25 protein-coding genes, 2 pseudogenes and 1 other annotated feature (1 of these 28 cut by a window edge) are annotated in these 22,711 nt (G+C 31.3%); of the genes and pseudogenes, 5 read left to right on the top strand and 22 right to left on the bottom strand.

Annotated features, from left to right (window positions below; genetic code table 11):
* Positions 1–46: a binding site (T-box leader), on the bottom strand; it reaches 205 nt to the left of the window's first position.
* A 189-nt stretch (positions 47–235) separates the two neighbouring features.
* The 15 genes and pseudogenes from NMU03_RS09070 to NMU03_RS09000 all read right to left on the bottom strand — a co-directional run.
* Entirely contained in the window at positions 236–373 is a 138-nt protein-coding gene (locus NMU03_RS09070) for a hypothetical protein (RefSeq protein ID WP_290137794.1), read from the bottom strand.
* Positions 366–965 carry a hypothetical protein gene (locus NMU03_RS09065; protein WP_290137793.1) on the bottom strand — a complete coding sequence of 200 codons (600 nt, stop codon included), beginning with the start codon at positions 963–965 and terminating at the stop codon, positions 366–368. The genes NMU03_RS09070 and NMU03_RS09065 overlap by 8 nt, the downstream gene beginning before the upstream one ends.
* Before the next feature lie 205 nt (positions 966–1,170).
* Positions 1,171–2,208, bottom strand: coding sequence for a D-alanine--D-alanine ligase family protein (locus NMU03_RS09060; protein WP_290137790.1), 1,038 nt, complete (start codon positions 2,206–2,208; stop codon positions 1,171–1,173).
* Positions 2,205–3,557 carry a UDP-N-acetylmuramoyl-tripeptide--D-alanyl-D-alanine ligase gene (locus NMU03_RS09055; RefSeq protein ID WP_290137788.1) on the bottom strand — a complete coding sequence of 451 codons (1,353 nt, stop codon included), beginning with the start codon at positions 3,555–3,557 and terminating at the stop codon, positions 2,205–2,207. The genes NMU03_RS09060 and NMU03_RS09055 overlap by 4 nt, the downstream gene beginning before the upstream one ends.
* Positions 3,558–3,659: 102 nt before the next feature.
* The gene (locus NMU03_RS09050) at positions 3,660–3,995 is read right to left on the bottom strand and encodes a hypothetical protein (RefSeq protein WP_290137787.1); all 336 of its coding nucleotides are present in this window, start codon (positions 3,993–3,995) and stop codon (positions 3,660–3,662) included.
* A complete protein-coding gene (locus NMU03_RS09045; RefSeq protein WP_290137785.1) occupies positions 3,995–5,248 on the bottom strand; it encodes a DUF5050 domain-containing protein in 1,254 nt (417 codons plus the stop codon). Before NMU03_RS09045 ends, NMU03_RS09050 begins: the two co-directional genes overlap by 1 nt.
* 12 nt (positions 5,249–5,260) lie before the next feature.
* A complete protein-coding gene (locus tag NMU03_RS09040) occupies positions 5,261–5,545 on the bottom strand; it encodes a DUF4834 domain-containing protein (protein WP_290137783.1) in 285 nt (94 codons plus the stop codon).
* Positions 5,546–5,588: 43 nt separating this feature from the next.
* Positions 5,589–5,825: a helix-turn-helix domain-containing protein gene (locus NMU03_RS09035; RefSeq protein ID WP_290137781.1), complete on the bottom strand. Its 237-nt coding sequence runs from the start codon at positions 5,823–5,825 to the stop codon at positions 5,589–5,591.
* A gap of 2 nt (positions 5,826–5,827) precedes the next feature.
* Positions 5,828–6,775, bottom strand: a complete 948-nt coding sequence (gene whiA / locus NMU03_RS09030; protein WP_290137779.1) for a DNA-binding protein WhiA — start codon at positions 6,773–6,775, stop codon at positions 5,828–5,830.
* Between the two features lie 12 nt (positions 6,776–6,787).
* On the bottom strand, positions 6,788–7,636 hold the full coding sequence (gene rapZ, locus NMU03_RS09025; RefSeq protein ID WP_290137777.1) for an RNase adapter RapZ: 849 nt from the start codon (positions 7,634–7,636) through the stop codon (positions 6,788–6,790).
* A 99-nt stretch (positions 7,637–7,735) separates the two neighbouring features.
* A complete protein-coding gene (gene trxB, locus NMU03_RS09020; protein WP_290137776.1) occupies positions 7,736–8,638 on the bottom strand; it encodes a thioredoxin-disulfide reductase in 903 nt (300 codons plus the stop codon).
* Positions 8,635–9,288: a pyrophosphatase PpaX gene (gene ppaX / locus NMU03_RS09015; RefSeq protein WP_290137775.1), complete on the bottom strand. Its 654-nt coding sequence runs from the start codon at positions 9,286–9,288 to the stop codon at positions 8,635–8,637. The genes trxB and ppaX overlap by 4 nt, the downstream gene beginning before the upstream one ends.
* Before the next feature lie 50 nt (positions 9,289–9,338).
* Positions 9,339–10,394 carry a histidinol-phosphate transaminase gene (gene hisC / locus NMU03_RS09010; RefSeq protein ID WP_290137773.1) on the bottom strand — a complete coding sequence of 352 codons (1,056 nt, stop codon included), beginning with the start codon at positions 10,392–10,394 and terminating at the stop codon, positions 9,339–9,341.
* Positions 10,391–11,179 carry a Cof-type HAD-IIB family hydrolase gene (locus tag NMU03_RS09005; RefSeq protein ID WP_290137771.1) on the bottom strand — a complete coding sequence of 263 codons (789 nt, stop codon included), beginning with the start codon at positions 11,177–11,179 and terminating at the stop codon, positions 10,391–10,393. The genes hisC and NMU03_RS09005 overlap by 4 nt, the downstream gene beginning before the upstream one ends.
* Before the next feature lie 272 nt (positions 11,180–11,451).
* A pseudogene (locus NMU03_RS09000) lies at positions 11,452–12,720 on the bottom strand (IS1634 family transposase); the annotation flags it as partial.
* Between the two features lie 241 nt (positions 12,721–12,961).
* On the opposite strand from NMU03_RS09000, the gene NMU03_RS08995 reads away from it, so the two are divergent.
* The 4 genes from NMU03_RS08995 (at position 12,962) to NMU03_RS08980 (ending at position 16,122) form a co-directional block, all read left to right on the top strand.
* Positions 12,962–13,585, top strand: a complete 624-nt coding sequence (locus NMU03_RS08995; RefSeq protein WP_272595462.1) for a DUF6431 domain-containing protein — start codon at positions 12,962–12,964, stop codon at positions 13,583–13,585.
* Positions 13,586–13,674: 89 nt separating this feature from the next.
* Positions 13,675–15,015, top strand: coding sequence for a TnsB C-terminal domain-containing protein (locus tag NMU03_RS08990; protein ID WP_290137768.1), 1,341 nt, complete (start codon positions 13,675–13,677; stop codon positions 15,013–15,015).
* Positions 14,969–15,775, top strand: coding sequence for an ExeA family protein (locus NMU03_RS08985; protein ID WP_272595460.1), 807 nt, complete (start codon positions 14,969–14,971; stop codon positions 15,773–15,775). The genes NMU03_RS08990 and NMU03_RS08985 overlap by 47 nt, the downstream gene beginning before the upstream one ends.
* A gap of 5 nt (positions 15,776–15,780) precedes the next feature.
* Positions 15,781–16,122: a DUF6618 family protein gene (locus tag NMU03_RS08980; protein WP_272595459.1), complete on the top strand. Its 342-nt coding sequence runs from the start codon at positions 15,781–15,783 to the stop codon at positions 16,120–16,122.
* Between the two features lie 129 nt (positions 16,123–16,251).
* Here NMU03_RS08980 and NMU03_RS08975 read toward each other — a convergent pair.
* Positions 16,252–16,674: pseudogene (locus tag NMU03_RS08975) on the bottom strand (IS1634 family transposase); the annotation flags it as partial.
* 392 nt (positions 16,675–17,066) lie between these two features.
* Between NMU03_RS08975 and NMU03_RS08970 the strand changes: the two are divergent.
* Positions 17,067–17,504 carry a hypothetical protein gene (locus NMU03_RS08970; protein ID WP_290137761.1) on the top strand — a complete coding sequence of 146 codons (438 nt, stop codon included), beginning with the start codon at positions 17,067–17,069 and terminating at the stop codon, positions 17,502–17,504.
* Between the two features lie 28 nt (positions 17,505–17,532).
* Here the strand turns inward: NMU03_RS08970 and NMU03_RS08965 are convergent, their stop codons facing one another.
* From NMU03_RS08965 to gpmI, 6 genes are all read right to left on the bottom strand, one after another.
* Positions 17,533–18,339 (bottom strand): zinc ribbon domain-containing protein, encoded by an 807-nt coding sequence (locus NMU03_RS08965; protein WP_290137759.1) that lies wholly within the window; start codon positions 18,337–18,339, stop codon positions 17,533–17,535.
* A complete protein-coding gene (locus tag NMU03_RS08960) occupies positions 18,336–18,851 on the bottom strand; it encodes a DUF6568 family protein (RefSeq protein ID WP_290137757.1) in 516 nt (171 codons plus the stop codon). Before NMU03_RS08960 ends, NMU03_RS08965 begins: the two co-directional genes overlap by 4 nt.
* Positions 18,852–19,022: 171 nt before the next feature.
* On the bottom strand, positions 19,023–20,396 hold the full coding sequence (locus NMU03_RS08955) for a hypothetical protein (RefSeq protein WP_290137755.1): 1,374 nt from the start codon (positions 20,394–20,396) through the stop codon (positions 19,023–19,025).
* Positions 20,393–20,632 (bottom strand): hypothetical protein, encoded by a 240-nt coding sequence (locus NMU03_RS08950; RefSeq protein WP_290137753.1) that lies wholly within the window; start codon positions 20,630–20,632, stop codon positions 20,393–20,395. Before NMU03_RS08950 ends, NMU03_RS08955 begins: the two co-directional genes overlap by 4 nt.
* 23 nt (positions 20,633–20,655) lie before the next feature.
* On the bottom strand, positions 20,656–20,997 hold the full coding sequence (locus NMU03_RS08945) for a hypothetical protein (protein ID WP_290137751.1): 342 nt from the start codon (positions 20,995–20,997) through the stop codon (positions 20,656–20,658).
* A gap of 163 nt (positions 20,998–21,160) precedes the next feature.
* Positions 21,161–22,711, bottom strand: a complete 1,551-nt coding sequence (gene gpmI / locus NMU03_RS08940) for a 2,3-bisphosphoglycerate-independent phosphoglycerate mutase (protein WP_290137749.1) — start codon at positions 22,709–22,711, stop codon at positions 21,161–21,163.

Raw genomic sequence — 22,711 nt, 5'->3', positions numbered from 1 at the left:
CTCTATGCTTCCTTTATTATCTACTATTTCCTATCACTGTATTTATTATAGAGTTGTTGGATATATCATATACCTTTTTGAAAGTATAGTCAACCATATTTTTCTTTTTTTACCTTTTCATTTTTTAGTTTTATGAAATTATAGGTATCATTTTTCGCTTTTTTCAAAAAATAACATATATCCAAGAACATCTTCAAAATTCCTTTTTTGACCATTACATCACACTTTTTAGCAACTATTTTACAAAATATTGATATAATTCATCATAACTATGTGTTGTATATAAAACTTTAATAACTTTTAACAATTGTTTGTCATTTAAAGACTCCAACCAATGGAAATATTCTTGATTTGGATACATCATTTTAATCATAATTACTTTTATTTTTGAGTCCTAAATGCTTTCCTATTTTATATCCTTTTTCATAATATTCTTTCCTCATGTAAACATACATCTCTACTATGCGATTAAATTCCATTTCTCTTAACTGATTATTTTGATAAAATTCTTCTGCTTGTCTTTCCATATAGAATACCACCTTTCTATTCAACTGTTTTATTTGTTCTTGAATACCATAACGCATCATGTAAACAATCATTTCAAAATCATCAAGATTCATTAATCCTTTTTCATTCACAATATAATCAATAAATGGAATATAAACATAATAACGAATACTCAAAACTTCGTCCTCATTCATTTTTGACTCACCTTCAAAAACACCCATTTCTGTAGGAAATTCATATTTTTCTATAAGGGAACAAACATGTGAATGACAATCATTAATAAATATAATTTGAATATGTTGAGGCAACTCTTCATAAGAATCACCTACAAACAAACTTTCATCAATCATTTTTAAATCATAGCGTATTCCCTTTTCTCTTGGATTTGTCTTTAGAATTTCTGGATTCAATATTTTGAGTTTTGAAGATACACCACACAGAAAAGAATCAACTAACATATGTAATAAAGATTGTCCCATTTGATCCTATGATGAAAATATATATTTAAAAACAATATCTAGTTTAAAATCAAAGATAGAAAACACCTCTCTATTATATATATGCATTTTCATCCCCATTTTTCTTTACAAAAATTTTATCTTTTTTATAATATATTTGCTTAAAGCATATATGTTATAAAAAAAGAATAACCCAAAGGTTATTCTAGCGATCAAATGCTAATGCAATCAAACGATCAATTAAATCACTATAAGTGATACCATAATCAGCCATCAATTGTGGATACATAGAAATCTTTGTAAAGCCAGGCATTGTATTAATTTCGTTTAAATAAATTTGATTTGTTTTTTTATCTAAAAAGAAATCAACACGTGAAAGTCCATGACCATCAATGGCTTTAAAGACTTTTAAAGCATATTCCCTAATTTGATCTTGAATGTCTTGATCAACTAATGCCGGAATACAAGTTTGACTTTCTTCATCTTCATACTTTGATTCAAATGTATAAAATTCACCATGGGGCATAATCTGACCAACACGTGATACAATCGGATCATCATTTCCTAAAACTGCTGTTTCAAGTTCAATGCAATCAATACATTCTTCCACAACAATATGACTATCATATTGTCCAGCTTGATGTAATATATCTAAAAAGTTTGTTTCTTCATCAACACGATAACATCCTACACTTGAACCAGAACGACTCGCTTTAACAAAGCATGGGAACCCTAATTTTTCTTTCACAACACTTACTACATCTTTATTTTCATTAAACTGAGAATCGACTACTACATATTGACCATCATATCTTTTCTTAACATATAAAGATTTCACTTGTGGAATTCCAACAGTTTCTAAGATTTTCTTTGTATAAATTTTATCCATTGCGACACTTGAAGCCAAGGTACGACATCCCACATAAGGTACATTGGCTAATTCAAACAATCCTTGAATTGTTCCATCTTCTCCATAAAGACCATGAAGAACAGGAAAAACAACATCTTGCTGTTTTAGTAAATGATAAACATCTTCAATAGGCTTGGCTCCTTCTAGCCAAGAGTCTAAAGCCAAATCTTCTTGCATATCATCTAATAAATACCACTCACCAGATAAATCAATACCTACCAAAGTTAAATCATAACTTTCTCTATGAAGATTTTTTAAAACTGATGTACAAGACATTCTTGAAATCAAATTTTCTGTGGATTGTCCCCCACAAACAATCATTAATTTTCTCATTTTTTATATTTCTCCTTTAAATATTCCACAACTTCTTGAAGATGCATACCATGAGAACCTTTTAATAAAATAACATCATGGGGTTGCATCACTTCAACAAGCCTTTGAATCAATTGTTGGTTATTTTCAAAATGATAAGCTTCTATTCCATGATTTTTAGCTATGTGTACAATATTTTGACTTGCCTGACCAACTGCCATCAACAAATCGATTTGTTTCTTTGCCACATATTCTCCAACTTCTTCATGGAACGCCTTTTCATATTCTCCTAATTCTAACATGTCCGCTAAAACAGCAATCTTTCTTTCTGGATATTTTGCTAAAACATCCAAACTTGATTTCATTGAATCAAGATTAGCATTATATGTGCCATCTATCATTTTCACATTATCACTTAACGCAATGATATCCATACGATTTTTTGTGAGTTCAAATCTTTCAATCCCGGCAATACATTTGTCTATATCAATATTCAAAGATAAACCAACTGCAATCGCCATTAAAGCATTACTCACAAAATGTTCACCAGAAACCGGAACATGTACTTGATAAGTTTGTCCTTGATAATCTAAATCAAAATAAGATTCTTCCAACAATAATTGAATATGGTGTGCTTTTAGCTGACAATCATCATTTTGTCCAATGCGTACAACATGACAACAATCACATGAAACAGTATGCAACATATCATTATCATCATTAATAATCAAAGTTCCTTGTTCACTTAATCCGTCAACAATTTCCATTTTTGCTTTTAAGATATTTTCACGTGAACCAAGTTCACCAATATGAGCTGTACCAACATTTGTAATACAAGCAACATCAGGTTTAGCAATCATTGTTAAATGATGAATTTCCTCAAGATGATTCATCCCCATTTCCAAAACCATAACTTCTTCATCTTGATGTCTTAATATTGTCAAAGGCAAACCAATATGGTTATTATAATTACCTAATGTTTTCAATGTTTTATATTGACTAGATACAACTGCATAAATCATATCTTTGGTACTCGTTTTTCCAACACTACCAGTAATACCAACAACCTTAACATGACGATGTTTTCTTAAATAAGTCGCCATATCAGTTAATGCCTGTAAAGTATCTTTCACTAAAATCACATTATGACTTGTATCATCAATAGGATGAGCAGTGATAATTGAACTTGCTCCTGCTTCAAAAGCCTGCTTTATAAATTGATGTCCATCATTTTTTTCACCAACCAATGGAATATACATATCTCCCTTATGAATTTGTCTTGTATCTTGTGTAAAGCCATGAATATCATCATTCATATTTCCACTTAACAACGTTCCACCAGTTGCTTCAATAATCTCTTTTATCAACATAATTTTACCTCATTTTTAATATATGCACTATTATAGCACCTGTTACCAAGGATTGCTATGAAATTTATACATCTTTATATGAAAAAAGTCGCCTGAAGGCAACTATTTCTTGAAATATTCAGATTCTAAAATATCTTTCTTTTGTGATTGATAATAAGGCATGGATAATTTTGTTTCATCAGATAAATACTCATTATAATCTATCATTCCATTAAAAATGCAATAAAACTGACAAACATACATCACTCCACCACTTTCATAAATACGTTGTTTAAAAGATTGAATAATCTGTGAATATGAAAGTGTCGTATCAACATACAAAAATAATTTAGGTCCTATTTGTTTCACAACTTCAATGGATTGAATACTTTCTATAGGGGCATTCTGTAACCATTGTAAAATACGCTTATATCGTGCCGACACCAAAACAACAATCATTAAATATACTCTCCTTGACCATTAAAAAATAATCGACGCTGTTGTAAACCATCAAAATCCATTACCACAGAATAACTCTCCTGTTGATAAAGAGATGAACTTGTTTTGATAATCAGTTTATCTCCAGCAATATAACAATTTTCTACCAACCCATTATAAATTGTTTTTTCTTCTTGGCTAGATAAATCATATCGAACAACACTACCATCCATAGATTGATAAAAAAGATACTGGTCATTCATATTTAAGAAAATAGCAGCATTTTCTTCTACTACTGTTACTTTTTCACTTTTTATATCAAGGGCACAAAGACCTTCAGTTGATAAATAGTAAAGTTTTCCTTGAGAATAAATAACATTTCCTGACTTCCCACTAATAATCTTTTCATCATTTTTCCCATCTTTATGAATACGATAAATTCCATCTGTCGAACTATAATAAATCATATCATCTACAATATTTATACAATAAGAATGTCGATTGTTTAGTTTGGTTTGTTTTTGTGATTGAAAATCATAAACATAAAGAGATTCATCATCTTCATCCAATTGATAATAGAGTTTATCATTATCAATACAAGGATAATATATATCCTTAGAAATCAAAGTTTTTTGATTTTGACCATCTTTTGACATTTCACAAAAATAATTATTTTCATCAGTATAATAAATTTTATCATTATGTATGGTAATATACTGGCATGATTTAGCTAGAATTGTTTCTTGTTGATCAAGATTTTGATTCATACGCACAAGATAGCCATTTGAATCACATAAATAAAGATCTTTTCCATCAAAATAAGCTTGACCATTTTGATTAATATTACCAATAAGACTTGACTCTACCGTTTGACCAGCAATTGTCATGTCCTCCTGTGGTAAAGATATTTGTGGTGATTGTTGCGTTAAAGTAGGTCCATGTTCTAGATATTCATAAGATAAAACTGTTAAAATCACTAAAACAATGACACTAACAAGTACAACCACTTTATTTACTTTTTGTTTCACGGGTACTTTTTTAAAATCAGTTTTTTCTTCATCTTGGACTGGTGTTTCATCATAGAAAAGTGGTTGATAATAGCCACCCATCTGATCATGGGGTGTTGTTTGTAATGATCTGCCACATGCAGAACAATATAAATCCCCTTCTTTAATTAATTGATGACAATATGGACAACGTTTGACTTGATAGCCACAATGTGGACAGAAGTTCATATCATCATTTAATTCATTTTGACATTTTGGACAAAACATATCTTAATCCCCCTATGACTGTTGATGTGGATTTTCCTGTTCATCAACAACTTTATAATCAACATCAATAACATCTTCATTTTGATTTTGGTTTTGATGTTCCTGATAAATAGATTCATAATAACTACGATCATCTTCATCCTCATATTGACGTTTATGATGAGAAGTCAAAAGTCTTCTAATTAACCAAATCACAATACCTACACCAATTAAAACCATTAATATTGGTAAAAATAGCCTTAAAGCTAACATCAATAACACTAAAACACATAACAAATAGATAAAATTATATCCCATAACATTTCTCCTTTTGCGATATAGTCTATATGATAAATATAAACTATAAATGAACTGTTTCTTCCTCATCATGCCAGACAAATAAATAATAAACTGGCACTTTTAATCCTAATGCAAATTTTTCAACAGCTTTTAAAGAAACATTACGACGTCCTCTTTCGACATCTGACACATAGTTTTTAGATAATTGACAACGAAACCCTAATTCTTCCTGAGAAACATTTTGCATTAAACGCAATTCTTTAATCCTTCTCCCAAATCGGATATTAATATTTTCCATAGCTATTGATTCTCCATTTGACGTATTTTCATAGCCTCATCTTTAATCTTTTTAAAACGATGATGTAATCCTGACTTACTGATGGTTTGTCCAGTTTGTTCAACATAGGCATCCGCCAACTCATTTAATGTGAGTTCAGGATTTTCTAAACGCAACATTGCTACCATACGTGTTTTATCATCTAAAATTTCAATACCAACTTTATCAATAATATAAGCTATATCTTCAATCTGTGAAGAAGAGGCACTCATCGCCTTCACTTCATTAGCGATATCGCAATTATTCCATCGGTTGACAGTATTAGCCATCGAACGATCAATACGTGTCATTTCAAAATTCATGACTGATTGAGAAGCTCCTATGGCTCTTAAAAAATCACCAATCTTTTCTGCAGATTTCAAATAAACAACATATTTATTACGTCTTTTAATCATTTTCGCATTCAAATCATAATGATTCATTAATTCCATAATAAACGAAGCATATTCGGGTTCAGTCACACTCATTTCTAAATGATAGTTAGAAGTATCTGGATTATTCACACTGCCACAAGATAAAAACACGCCTGCTAGATAAGCCCTTTTCTTTGCATCTGTTTCTAAATAACGTATATCAGGGAAACTTTGCATACCTATTCCTTCCATTAAGTGCAAATCTTCTAAAATCTCTCTCGCTTTAGAAACCATCAAAATATAAATATTATTTTTCTTTAATTTCATTTTTCTAGATACCCTAAATTCAATATGGGGCTGATATAAATCTTTTAAAAACTTATGCAACTTAGATGCTATTTTCGCATTTTCAGTTCTTAATGTGAGTGATAACCCAGCTTGATTTAATGACAATGTTCCAATAATTTTAATCATTGCACATAAAATTGCTTTTTCACATGCTTGATCAAAATCATTAAAAACAATTTCTTCTTTGACGACTCTTGAAAAAGAAATCATCCTAAACCCTCCTTAATGATCAGCATCTCGATGCCATTTGTAAACTTGATAATACTCAGCATAATGATCAGCAAAATAATTCGTAAGGGTAACAGAACGATGTTGACCCCCTGTACAACCTATTCCAATAATCATTTGCATTTTTCCTTCTTCCTCATACTTTTTCAGTAAATAATCATAATATTCAATCGTTCTTTGCACAAATTCCTGCGTTTCACTTTGTGACATAACGTAATCATAAACTTCTTTATCATTTCCCGTCAGTTTTCTTAAACTTTCAATATAAAAAGGATTTGGTAGAAAACGAACATCTAACAATAAATCAGCATCTCTAGGAATGCCATGTTTATATCCAAAGGAAATAAAGGAAACTCTGAAAGTATCACGATTTCCTTTATAAAAATAACTTTCTAATTTATCTTGTAATTTTGCTGGTTTTAATAGTGTTGTATCAATCACAATACTAGCTAATTGACTAATAGGATCAGCCATTTCACGTTCAAATTCAATCGCATCAACCAGAGATGAAGCCACATTACTAATCATCAATGGGTGAGAACGTCTTGTCTGTTTATAACGTGAAAGTAAAACTTTATCATCACAATCAAGAAAAATAACTGTTAAATCAACCCAATCCATATTTGATAAAATACGAACAGCCAAAATCGCATCTCCTAAGGATACTGCCATTGCCACTTTAGAATATTTTGTTGAAGTACGCATTAAATCTCCAAATTCCTTCAATAAAGGAATTGGATAATTATCAATACAACGATATTCCATATTTTCAAAAATAGCCATTGCCTGTGTTTTTCCTGCCCCAGACATTCCTGTTACAATCACAACTTCAATCTTATTCATAAAACTCACCCTCTTCTTTTTATAATATACCAAAAACCACATTATAAGTGTACTCTTTTTATGAAAAAAGAGAAAAGATTCGCCTTTTCCCTTTCAATATTATTTTAATAAAGACGCAATATATTGACCAGCCACAGCCCCATCATTTGCAGCTGTCACAACTTGTCGCAATTGTTTATCTACAACATCTCCTCCTGCAAAAATACCAGCAACTTTTGTTTCTTGATTAGCATCCACTTCAATATATCCTTTGTCATTTATAATTCCTAAATCTTTCACAAACTCTGTGATAGGATCCAAACCAATAAATGGGAAAATTCCCTGTGCTGCAATGGTTGAAAGCTCACCAGTCTTTGAATCTTCGACAACTAGTCCAGCCACTTTTTGATTATCCACAAGAACTTCATGAGGCTTCTTTAAATAATGCATTTCAATATTCTCTTTTGTTTGTAATTTATTAACTAAATATTGATCAGCACGTAAGACATCACGACGCACAATCACATGAACCTTTGCGACAATATCACTTAAATAAATAGCTTCTTCAATGGCACTGTTCCCACCACCAATCACACAAACATCTTTGTTTTTAAAGAATGGTCCATCACAAACAGCACAATAAGACACACCTCGTCCACTCATTTCTTCTTCATGAGGAATACCCATATGACGTTCCTTTGTTCCTGTCGCAATGAAAACATAACGTGCATCATATGCCTGATCTCCCACATAAACAATTTGATGATCATCATGATGTTCAATACGTGATACTTCTCCATATTCATATTTAGCACCAAAAGATAAGCATTGTTCATACATAGCATAAGCCAGTTCTGGTCCTTTCGTTATTAAACCAGGATAGTTTTCTATTTCAGCCGTTAAATTCATTTTTCCACCCGGTGCTCCACCATCTAAAACAAGTACACTCGCACCTGCACGAGATGCATATAAAGCCGCTGTTAACCCAGCTGGTCCAGCTCCAACCACAATTAAATCAATCATTCTTCATTCTTCCTTTCAATAAATTCAATTATTTCTAACATATCATCAATCATCAAGTCAGGATGTAAATCCTGCATTGCCTGATAGCCCTTTGGTGTCCATTTGACACCTGCACAATAAATACCAGCATTTTGTCCAGCTTTCATATCAGTCACATTATCACCAATATAAAGACCTTTTTGACAACCTAAACTTTGCATCACCTTTAAAATTCCTTCAGGATGAGGTTTAACATTTTCAACATCATCCATTCCTAAAATCATATCAAAATAAGGTGTAAGCGCAAATAAATCTAAGCCTATCAAAGCCGCATGACGATATTTTGTTGTGACTACAGCTAAAGGATAACCTTTTTCTTTTAAAATTTTCAAAGTTTCTTGAATATGAGGATAAATCGTTACATAAGTTTGATGATGTTGATGATTATAATCACGATAATAATCAATCAATTCATCAATCATATCCTCTGGAAAATATCTTGAAAACGTTTCTTTTAAAGCTGGTCCTAAAAAGGACAAATGTTCTTCTTCACTGATTTGATAATCAGGTTTATAATGATGAAACACATGTTCAAAAGATTTTCTAATCAACAAATCCGTATTTAATAAAGTTCCATCTAAATCAAAAATAACTGCAAAATCTTTTTTCATATAATCTCCTTTATAGGCATTATAACACAATCATCAAAAAGCCTATACTGTTATGCTTGTAAAATATTTTTCACTTCTTGAATCAATGTTTCCATTTGTTGAGGTGTACCAATTGTAATTCTTAAATATTGATGAATTCTTGGTTGATTAAAATAACGTACCAATATTCCTTTTTCTCTTAACTGTTCAAAAAGTTTTTGAGCATCATAATCAGGATGTTTTACAAAAATAAAGTTTGCTTTAGAATTCGGCATAACAAAGCCTAAATCCTTCAGTGCTTTTTTTGTATATTCTCTTGTTTCAATCACTTTTATCGCATTTTGATAAATATAATCACTATCTTCCATACTTGCCAGTCCAATAACTTGAGCTAAACTATCAATTGGATAAGAATTAAATGAATTTTTCACATCATATAATTTAGAAATAACTTCTTGACTTCCTAAAGCGACACCTAAACGTATACCCGCTAATGAACGATATTTAGAAAAAGTCTGGGTAATCAATAGATTAGGATAACGCTCAATCAAAGTCACAGCACTTTCTCCACCAAAATCAATATAAGCCTCGTCAATTACCACAATACTGTCTTGATTATGTCTTAAAATATCTTCAATGAAATCTAAAGAGACACATATTCCTGTAGGTGCATTTGGATTAGGAAATATGATTCCTGAATTAGGTTGATAGTAATCTGTTTTAACAATTTCAAAACTTTCATTTAATGGAACTTTCTGATAGGGAATTTGATATAATTCACAGTAAACTGGGTAAAAAGAATAACTGATATCAGGAAATAGAACTGGTTCATGCCCATTAAAACACGTTAAAAAGATAAGTGCCAAAACTTCATCTGAACCATTTCCAATAAAAACTTGGTTTTCATTGATGTGATGATATTCTGCTAGAGCCTTTCTTAATTCATCGGCATCAGGTCGTGGGTAAAGAGATAAACGTGATGAATCAAAGTCCTGAATAGCCTTTTTAACTTTTTCACCTGGATCATAAGGATTTTCATTAGTATTTAATTTAATTAAGTTTTGAATGCGTGGTTGTTCCCCTGCCTGATAAGGTTCAACTTTTCTTAATTTATCTTGCCAGCTCATATTTTTCCTCCTAACATTTCTTGAATCACTTCATAAACATAATGAACATGTTGTGTTATCAATAATTTTATATCCTGATGTGCATAATCAAATGTATAGCTATTTCTAGCTTTTTCCAACATCGATAGATCGTTGTAAGAATCTCCTATAGCATAAACATCATCATCCTTAACACCTAAATATTGACAAAGCCACAGTAGTGCATTTCCTTTAGAACACCCTTTAGCCACTATATCTACACAATGCAAATTATAATAAATACTTAATTGTTCTTTCCAATGTTTTTCAATATATTCAAAACAAGGACGTGTTATATCCATTTCATAATTCTTTTGATGAAAAGATATAATTTCAAAACATGATGATAGCTGATACCTATCACAAAGCATACCATCTTGTGGTTTTTGTTCTTTTGTCATACGTTCCATGCAATGTCCATTTTCATAGCCATAGCTAACTTTGCCATCACTATAAAAGAAAGCCAATTCTTCAAAATTTGATAAATAATCTAATACAGCTTTTCCTACATCTCCATCAAGATATTTTTCATAAAGAACATGATGGTTTTTATCCACAATCTGTGCTCCATTGTTCAATATCAAATAATCATAAGGAAAATCAATTGCATCTAAAATCCATTGCATTTCAAAACGATTTCTTCCTGTACACAAAGCAATTTGATGCCCCTGCTTTTGAAGTTCTTTCATATATCGTATGTTTTCATCACTTATATTTTGATCATGATGAATCAATGTTCCATCTACATCACTTATTAATATTTTCATTATGCATCACCTATTGTTCCTATTATATCTAACCTCTTATAAAAAGCAAAGATAAAATTTCTTATTATCAACATAAAATGAAACTCTATTTTTTCTAAAAAAGATAAATATTTACACAACTTATTCATATCTCTATGTTATGTTAAAAAGGGTGATGAATATGAAGAAGCGTACTCTTTTTATACTACCTGACTTTGGTATCCAACATTAAAATATAGTGAGACTTTCATTGAAAAACAGTAGTAATCTTTTAAGTGATTGCTACTGCTTTTTTATATTTTGTACCTGAATATTTGTTTTACTTGCCTTTCTGTCAAGTAATAATTTGTTAACGGTAATTTTGTCATTTGTTCAAAGTCTTTTATGAACTTGCTTGATGTTGTTACGTTGATATATTTACTTTCTCCCTTGACTATCTTAAAACTTTTTACAAATTTCATAATTTCCTGTGTACTATATTTATTGTTCAAGATTTTGAATTGGAATATTCTTTCCAATAATACTGCCAGGTAACATATCAAAAAATGTCCCTTTATACTGTTTTCTTTTTGAAGGAATACTGGTCTGGCATCCAAATCGGATTTCATTATTCTAAATGATTCTTCTATCCTCCATAAATTGTGATAGGTATTGTAGATGTCTGTTGACTTCATATTTGTTTCTGATGTGATCAATAAATTATAACCTGCCAGTTCAAGTTCTTTTTCTATGATGTCTTCATTGATTGTTGCCTTTGCTTTTTCTCCATTTTCATTAGTGAAATTAACGTATTTTCCTAGATCTCCATATTCGGCTCTTTTTGCCTGACTGTAACATAGGCTTCTTGCCTTTTCAACCTGTTTGCTGATTTCATATCTTTTTTTAGATGCAAGCTTTGGATTATAAGTCACTACTCGTTTCTCAGTAAAATATATAGTCTTCTTTTTCCCGTCAATTTCTATATGATAAGGAAATTTGTCAATGCATGACTTATATCTGTATAATAATGTACCATTATCATTTTTTATTTCTTTCCAGTCTTCATTATTCAACAATACCCATATCTTTTCTTTTTCAGGGAGAGTCTTGACAGATTTGGAGAATAAATAGCCATCTCCATTTTCTTTAGAAAAAGCAATGTTTTGAGTGCAGTTCAATCCCTTGTCAGCTACATGTATAGTTTTTCCTGAAATTTGGTTTTTCTTTTTAAGAGCCTGAATCACATCTCTTAAGACTGGCTTTTCACTTTCATTACCAGGAAACAGCTTCATGCCAATAGGGATTTGATTGGCATCAAGCAATAGCCCTAAACTCACAATAGGGTCTTTTCTATTTTCTTTTGATGGACCCTTTCGTCTAAAATTATCTTCTTTATCGATTTCAAAATAGAAATTGGTACAATCAAAATAAGTCCTTGAAGTATTGATATTATAGACTTTCTTCATCTGCTCATTAAAAATCTCGATGAACTTGCCGTAATCATTGCCCATGAATGCAAGACCGTCTAGAAGCTGATTATAAGAAAAATGAGTGGCACCTCTCAATTGAGGAATAACTTCATTGTTAAACCGAAAACTCTACAAAATCAATTTAGATGAAAAACCGCAGATTAATATAATCAAAAGGATATAAGATTTGCCGTTAGAAACCGCAGTTCTTATATCCTTTATCTGTTTTTTGATTTATAATATTCTATGTGTTATTTATTTTGACTGATTTTTTTAATCTTAAGAAAGGAAAAAGAGAAAAGATAGGTTCAGTTTTGCAGGCTCAATCTCATCTTTTCTCCTGGGTTCATCTTTGATGAATCCACCCGCTACTATGGTACAATCATTTTCTGTTTTAATCAAGCATATTTTTCAAACTTGTCCTATTAATTTTAACCATTCTCTCTCTGCTAGTGAATTTCAGCTTCTCGAAACCTTTTTATTAAATCATCTGGAACTCTCTGCGTTTCATATCCATGATGATCATATATGTAAGTCACCTAATTTTAAATTCTTTATCTCTTATGATCGCTATTTTATTACTTTCCGTGATAATGCCGTTGTTGAGGAAACTGTTTCGATTCCCGTGCTTTACTGTGAAAACTGCAAACATTTTCATGCTGTCCTTCCTCATCTTTTCATTGTGCCTCATTGCCAATATTCTATTCCTTTTATATTATCTGTCCTTTTTGATAAATTTTATTCTTCATTGACTGTAAATGATGTTTCAAATAAATATGGAATATCTATTTCTACAATCTACAGATGGATCAAAAAATACATGTGCTATCTACGCTACTATATGCAGCTTAGAAACAGTTACCGCATGTCTTTTTTTGTTTCAATGATTTATCTTTATGAGGATGTCATGAATGATATCTACGATTTGAGTTCCCATGCTTTATTTCAATATGACCGCAAATTATTTGCTCCTTCGTGAAATGATGATCATTAGAATATAAAAATAAATAAGATGGAAATATCTTTATCATTTTCACTGTTCTATACTTTTTTGGGAGGTAAAAAGTTATGAACAAACAGAATACTGATCGTTACGAGTACAGAAAACTCGTTGCACAGGTCAAATTTTCACTTATTGCACCTGTCGTTTCGGCTACATTTACGGATATATCCGCTGAAGCCTATTTTAGGCGTGTTTCCAAGAATGAGGTCGATTGGCCCGATGGTACCAGAAGAAAGTTTTCTGCTGTAACTTTAAAGAATTGGCTTTATATTTATAGAAATTGTGGATTTGATGAACTGATGCCTAAAGATCGTCTGGATGCCGGAAGAGTCAGGAAGCTGGACAATCGCCATAAAGATTTTATTAGCGATATGATCAAGGAATTCCCTAAAGTGACAGGCGTCATGATCTATGAAAGAATGATTGAAAAGGGGCTCCTCAACGTAGGTGATGTATCGGTAGATACTGTTCAGAGGTACATTAAAAATTCAGGATTGCGTCATGGGTCAAAACCTGTCACAAAAGAAAGACGTACATGGGAATTTGCTCATTCATGTGATGGATATGAAGCGGATACCTGTCATACCTTTTATATTTTTGATGAAGCCGGTGAGTACAGAAAAACTTATCTGATTGCCATCATCGATAATCATTCAAGAATGATAGTTGGTGCTGAATTCTTTTTTAATGATAATGCCGTTAATTTTCAGAAGGTATGGCATGATGCAGTACTAAGATATGGGAGAAGTAAGATGATCATCCTTGACAATGGATCAAGCTACAAAAATAAAAGCACCAAGGAGATAGAAGCAAGGCTGGGCACAAAAATCATCTACAATCCACCTTATTCACCGGAAGGAAAGGCCGTTATTGAAAGGTTCTTTTCTACCATCAAGATGAGATGGATGAATGGGGATCATGGAAGCCATTATCATTCATTGACCGAGCTCAATATGAGATTAAAAAGTTGGATTAACGAATATAACCGTACCCCTCATTCTTCACTGAAGGATGACATTCACGACAATCACACTCCATTGGAAAGATACATGTACGATATGAAGGACGTGGAGGTATGTCAGCTATCCAATAAATCATCCGTTGAATACAGAGCCTGGCTTGACGATGTGTTCATGCATGAAACGACACGTAAGGTAAATGGAGATTCAACCGTATTGATTGAAAATGTTTTATTTGATGTTCCGTCCATTTATATCGGGATGAGGGTAATCATTCGATATGATCCAAGAACTTTTGAAAATACCTATCTGTATGATATATCCGAAAAAAGAAAGTTCCAATCAGTAGGACAGATAAGGTTGAAAACGGAAGGACAAGAAGAGAGGAGATTATTTATTAATGGAAATGACAACGTATTACGGAATGGACAGAAATCCATTTACTAAAGATACAATGATTAAAACATTATATGAATCTAATGATTTTAAACAGATGACGAACCGATTGGAATTTATCATCAAATCAAGAGGAATCGGTGTATTTTTAAGCAATCCTGGGATGGGAAAGACCACATGTCTGAGAAAAACATTGGAATCTCTCAACCCCAATCGATATGTAGTAATCTATATCTGTATGACAACGATTACAGCCATAGATTTTTACAGAATGCTTAATGATGCACTGGGGCTTGAAGAGATGACAAAAAAGTCGAAGATGTTTCAAGCTATCCAGGATGAACTGAGAAGATTGACAGTAGAAAACAAAATGGAAGTCATTATAGCGATAGATGAAGCACAATTTCTCAGAAAAGAAGTGCTTAGAGAATTCATCATGCTTATGAATTTTGATTATGATTCAAAAGATTACTGTACACTGATATTCGTAGGGCAGAATGAATTTATAAGAACACTGCGACTTAAAGTCCTGGAACCATTTAGACAACGTATCAATATGAATTATACGTTTACAGGATTCAATGAAGAAGAAGTAAAAAATTATGTGGAATCACGTTTGGAATCGGTCGGTTGCCGAACAGACCTGTTTACAAAAGAAAGCTATCATACACTTTATACACTGATGAATACCTCCGTCAGGATACTCAATCAGATCATCAGTAAGAGCCTGATATTAGGAATGCATTATAAAAAGGATATCATTGATAGCGAACTGATCATGGAAGCAGGCAAGGAATTAATGATAGGATAGGAAAGATGGATTATATATATAAAGATAGAGAAAATAAAAAACAGGTTGGGGAGATCGACTGCATAGAAATCAGACCATATTATACATTTAACATAAAAACAGAAAAAAGTATATATAGGTGTCAGATGCACGTAATAGCGGGGGAATGGGAATTGTTTATACATTACTACGATAAAATCATAAGAAAAAACCAGGATAGATTTATACCACTGGCATATCCAACAGATATCATGTGGAATACGGAATCTGTGTATGATAATATAGATGATGAATTAGAAAGCAGAAGGATTGCATACGCGATAAAAAGTATATTTGAACAATATAACTATGAGGATGTATCGATATGATATATCCTTTTTTCATTGATCACTTACTATCCATCAGCAGGTAGCAAATAATCTGCGGTTAAAAATAAAAGGACGTGATAAATCAGTATAAATTAATCTGCAGTTAACATTATCGCAGAATTTGTGGTTTAACACTTCATGAAAAGTTCTGTATTTACTGCAAGGATTCACAAGTCGGGCAAAAATAAGAGAGGAAAGCAATTCGTACAGATCAAATTCAAAAGAATTGGAAATATTGAAATAGTCAACAAACTTTTTGATATTCATTTTATTCAGTAAAGAAACAAAAGGAAAATATCCTAAATAAAGTTCAGGAGATGATTCAGAAATTTTGAGAGCCTGACTGTTAGAAATTTCATCATTAAGAGCATTGACTTCTTTTTGAAAATGAGCGATAGGATCATCAATTCCTTTGGCTTTCCAAGATTCGACAGAAGCGAGGGATTTAAAGGTGCGGTGAGCTCCACAGCGTTTTTGAGGGGAATAGTAACTTTCCACGATAGAAAGGTAGGCACGCCCGTTACGATGAGTTTTTTTAAGAAAATAAGCCATAAATAACCTCCATAATAGATATCACTAGTATCACTATATAAATTATAACATAAAAAAATAAATAAAAAAAGATAAAAAACAAAAAAAGCCGATAAAATCGGCATAATATAATATTTGATAAAAAAGGATTACTAAAAAATATAGTGAGAACTCCTAAAGACGGGTTTTCATCACTTATATTTTGATCATGATGAATCAATGTTCCATCTACATCACTTATTAATATTTTCATTATGCATCACCTATTGTTCCTATTATATCTAACCTCTTATAAAAAGCAAAGATAAAATTTCTTATTATCAACATAAAATGAAACTCTATTTTTTCTAAAAAAGATAAATATTTACACAACTTATTCATATCTCTATGTTATGTTAAAAAGGGTGATGAATATGAAGAAGCGTACTCTTTTTATACTAATCTTTTTTATAACTGGTATGCTTGTTTGTATGGCATTAGAAACATATCATCTTATGACACATCAAGGTTCACTTTATCGTGACCATTGGCACATAACTTTGCCTGAGGATCTCACTTCCATTTATAAAACTCATAGTGAGCTTGGTTTTCAAAATGATGGTGTTTATTATGAAGTCTTTGACGTTAAAAATCCTTCCCTTATTACAAAGACTTTTAACCTTTCTCATTCTGGTGATGATAAATTTGAACAGACATTCCTTGATATATCTTATGAATTTTCTATTCCATCCTCATATTATCCTCACTTTGATCAGTGTACTTATCAAATATTCAAAAGTGATTATGGATATGATGAAATGTATGTTATTTATGATCAAAAGTATCTTTATATTCTTCAAAACATATTTTAAAATGGGCTTGAATAAAGCCCACTTTTTATTAATAGATATATTCTTGAGGTGTATGAACATATGTTAATTTTGACTGATATATTTTCTCTTGACGATATACAACAAAAGAAGATTGACCATCATAATTCCCTATACCATAATGTCCTAATGCTTCTTTTTTCTTTTCAAATTCATCTTGACGTTTTTTAAAACTATCCATCAATTGATTGGTTGTGGATTGTTGACCTGTAAATGTTTCAAATAATTGTTGTTGTGATGTGGTTAAAAATAATTCATCAAAAGTTGTGATATTATTCTTTATAAATGTTACTGTTTCATCATTATAGCTATGTGCACGATCAAAAGAACGCTGTACTTGAAGAATCGTATGATCCTCTAACTCTATTTGATATGTTAATTCAAAAAATATGTTATAGTTATCAGCAATTTGAACCTGATAAGATTTAGACCATGATCCCGCTTGTTTTTGTGACAGTGAATCTTCAAATCGATGAATATTATCAACTATCCCATCAACATTTGTAAATTGATTTTGAAAATCTGCCAATGTATCATAACTTGCAATAAGACTTCTTGCCTCGCCATTCATTTCTGGCAAAGCCACTTTTTCACTTTGTTGAATATTGGTACGATTTCCTGTCATTTCGCCTAGTGCTCGACTATACAACAAAGGAATAGTCACAAATGAAAAGAATATAATCACATATAATAAATAAGTCATGGCTTTATTGTTAGATCGGCGATGTTGATAATGATTGCGCAAATCCAAGCCACAATGAGAACAGAAATTCTCATTATCTTTTAATTCATGTCCACATCTTGGGCATTTTTTCATATTGTTTCCTCCTCAAAATAATCATCCATAAATGTTTCAAAAGCATCTAAAAAATATTGTTTTGTTTCTAATTGTTTTTGACGATCTTTGATTTCAAAATAATCTTCATCTAGATATTGATAAGTTTGAACAACTTGACCATTTGTAATCTTTTGAATAGTAGGTGTCCAATCAAAATCTAATCTTTGATAAAGATTTTCATAAAAATCCTTTTCTTCTTGCGTCGCATCTTCTTCACGTGCCTGATCTCGATATTCCTTAATATTTAAATAATAAATACCTGTTCCTTGATGTTCATTTATATACGCTTCAAGCACAGGATAGAATTCCTGACAATCACCACAATCTGGTCTACCTATGTATAATAAAAATGTCACATCTTCATCTAATTTTTCTGTCAATGTTTCATAAGGTATTGCCTGTATACCTTGTATATCTAATTTTTCTGTTTTAAATGTTTGACAACCCCATAATAAAAAACATACCATGAACAGACAAATCCATTTTTTCATATTTCATCACCACTTTTGTTTAATATACCACAAAACTCTTTCTTTTTTCAATCTAACATGAATATTTAAACTGTATATTAACTCAATCAATATTATCTTATTATTATAAGATTCATTTCATTGAATTCTTTATTCATAAATAAAAAAGTGAGGACTTCTCCCCACTTATCATCATTCAATAGATATATTCACTTCTTCAACTTTAGCCTCACCGTAATCTGTAATTGACTGTTTTTGAAGTGCTGGTAAAATTTCAGCTTCATTGCTGACATAATCAAAGGAATCATTATGCAAAGTTGATTGGCTCATATATTCCTCTTCGCTATCATAGCTTGAATCAATATTTGTATAATAGTAAATATATCTTACCTGATCAACGTCTTTACCTGCCGCAAAGTCATAACTCTTATAATCTTCTTTATAAACAAAGACCAAATAATTTCTTTGTATTGATATTTCCTCATTTGTATTCACAATATAATAAGATTTATAAAATGTTTTTGTAGAACCATCTGAACTAAAATATGATTCTTCCTTCGATTCCTGATTAGCTTTATCATAAGCTTTCTGATAAACTGCCTTATCAATTTGTGATGCACTCTGATATTTAACAGTTAATCCTGAAACATCAAATGTTTGACTTTCTTCTTTTAAGACCACTTTTAACTGTTTGGCTGTTTCTTGAGAGTATATAGCTTTAACTGTGACTTTATCACCATTAGAAAGCTCACCATTTTTTTCAATATCAAATGAAATATCATTGACAAACTGTTCCAATGCTGTATTTGTCATATCATAATCAATATCAACACCATCAATTCTTGCTTCACCTGCACCATCATAACCATCATAAGTCACTTGCATATTTGCAAATGCATCAATGACAGTTTTATTAAAGAAAGCATCCCAGACCTTATAACCAACAACCGCTACAATAATAACAGTAACAATTCCTAGAGCTATTTTGCCATTCTTTGACTTCAAGAATGTGAGTGCTTTTTCCTTTGTTATAACAGGTGGTGTTGAAACCTGTTGTTCTTGCACTATTTGTGATGGTTCAGTTTCTGTTTGAGTAGAAGACGCTTCAAGACTCCCTTGCCCTGCAGGTAAATAAGCATCCAAAACAGTCACATGGATAACTTTATCTAAGCGTAACATAACAAATAAATGCAATAATGCTGATGCAAAAACAAAAATACCAATAAGTGTCATTAAAGTATGACTACCTGTGAGCATCTGATTATTCATAGATAACATTTGAACTGCAAAGTATGCAGAAAAAACTGTATGCAAAATAGCATCCCAAAGAATTCCCTGAATTTTTTCTTGTTTCAAATAATAGATATAAAGTAATATCGTTACAACAATAACACCTAATATACCAACCATTAAAAAGATAACAACATTAATAAGAGTTGATAAAGAACTCATTAATCCCCAAACATCAGATGCCATTGATAAAAATCTCCATAATACAAGAGATAAAATCAAATCAAAAATAAAAATTAATATACATAATGGTTTAAAAGCATATGTTTTTTTCATAATGATTCCCCTCCCTCATTTGATTCTTGAGAAGAATGTTCTACTTGTACAGTGTTCACTTTATTCCATGTGAGTGATGGAATATATGGCTGTAAAAATGAAAGATGAATCACATGATACATTTGTAAAAGCACAACAACATTAAAAACTGTTCCAATCAAAATCACAATTAATGTAAGTTGTAAATTCCCCACAATAGAATTCATCATTGATAAAGCACTATCTGCAGAGCCCATGAAAATGGATCCTAGTCCACCTGTTAAGGTAGAAACAACATTCCCAAAAAACGTAAAGATAAAATAAATTCAATAACTCCAATGATAGCACTTATTATAATGGCTAATTTTCTTTCTTCATAAATAAAGAAAACAACTAAAATAATCGCAATCACCGCAATAGCAGCAATTCCTAAAACAAAAAGAAGTGATGCACCGCCCATACTATCAGCAGAAAAGCCTAGCATGTCAGAATAACTTCCAGAAGTTGCAGCATTAACCAAACTGCTAAGTGGTGAATAAATCATATATGCTCCTATCAAAGCAATTGCACTCACGATAACCGTTAAAATTGCTAATGGAGCATATTTTAATTGAGTTTTCATTTTATAATCCCTCCCCTTTTTACTATTATATCATATTTTGTCTCTTTTTAGAATTTCTTTTGCAGGTATAAATTTAAATTTTTTTAATGATTAATTTTTCAATATAAAAAGAGATTTTCCATATCATTGTTCATACAATCATACTTCCAATCTCTTTATTTGATTATTTCAATAAACTTTCTCCAGTCATTTCTTTTGGTACTGGTAATCCTAATAATTGTAGGATTGTTGGAGCTAAATCTCCTAATTTTCCACCTTCTTTTAATTCTAAATGTGTATTTGTTAGAATTAAAGGAACTGGGTTTGTTGTATGTGCTGTAAATGGATTTCCTTCTTCATCCAATAATCTTTCACTATTACCATGATCAGCAGTGATTAACATTGTTCCACCAAGTTCAAGAACTTTTTCGTAAACTTCTCCAACACATTCATCAACAACACTTACAGCTTTAATCGCAGCTGGAATAATACCAGTGTGACCAACCATATCACAGTTTGCAAAGTTCACAATGACAACATCATAAATATCTTTATCTAATTCTGCAATTAATGCATCTTTGACTTCATATGCACTCATTTCAGGTTGTAAATCATAAGTTGCAACTTTTGGCGAATTGATTAATACACGTGTTGCCCCTTCGATTTCTTTATCAACTCCACCATCCATAAAGAATGTCACATGAGCATATTTTTCAGTTTCAGCAATTCTTAATTGTTTTAATCCTTGAGCTGATAAATAATCACCTAAAGTATTAGATAAATCTAATGAATGGAAAGCAATATCTCCATTAACAGTATCAGCATATCTCATCATACATACAAAATGAATGTTTTGAGGTTTATCAGCAGGTTTAAAATCATCATAAACATCAGCAGTGAAAACATTTGACATTTGAATGGCTCTATCTGGTCTAAAGTTTGCAAAGATGATAGAATCGTTATCTTCAATAGCTCCATGTGTATCAGGATTATATCCTGGAATCACAAATTCATCATAGACTTCTTTAGCATAAGAATCTTTCACATATTGAACAGGATCACTATAAGTTTCACCAGATTTACCAATCAATGCATTATAAGCTAATTCAACACGATCCATTCTCTTATCTCTATCCATTGCATAATATCTACCAGAAATAGAAGCAATTTGTCCAACACCAATTTCATCCATTTTATCTTGTAATTCTTTCACGAAATCAGAACCACTATCAGGTGCTACATCTCTTCCGTCTAAGAATGCATGAACATAAACCTTATCTAATCCTTGATCTTTAGCAAGTTTTAATAAAGCATAAATATGTTCATTTGAAGAATGGACACCACCATTTGATAATAATCCCCAAATATGTAATTTTGATTGATTATCTTTGGCATATTGAATAGCTTTTAAGAAAGCTTCATTGGTAAAGAATGTTCCTTCTTCAACTGCTTTATTAATTAAAGTTAAAGATTGATAAACAATTCTTCCAGCTCCAATATTTAAATGCCCAACTTCACTATTTCCCATTTGTCCTTCTGGTAATCCTACAGCATTTCCACAAGCTTTTAAAGTTGTTGTTGGATACATTGCCATTAAATCATCCAAATTAGGTGTATTGGCTAATTTTACAGCATTTCCATCAATACGATCAGTTAATCCATACCCATCTAAAATACATAAAACTACAGGTCTTTTTTCATATTCTCTATACCTCCATACGCGTTCATTATACAA

The organism is Allocoprobacillus halotolerans (assembly GCF_024399475.1).
Taxonomy (GTDB): Bacteria; Bacillota_I; Bacilli_A; order Erysipelotrichales; family Coprobacillaceae; genus Allocoprobacillus; species Allocoprobacillus halotolerans.
Note: the sequence above shows the minus strand (reverse complement) of the source record. Positions and strands in the feature narration are given on the sequence as shown.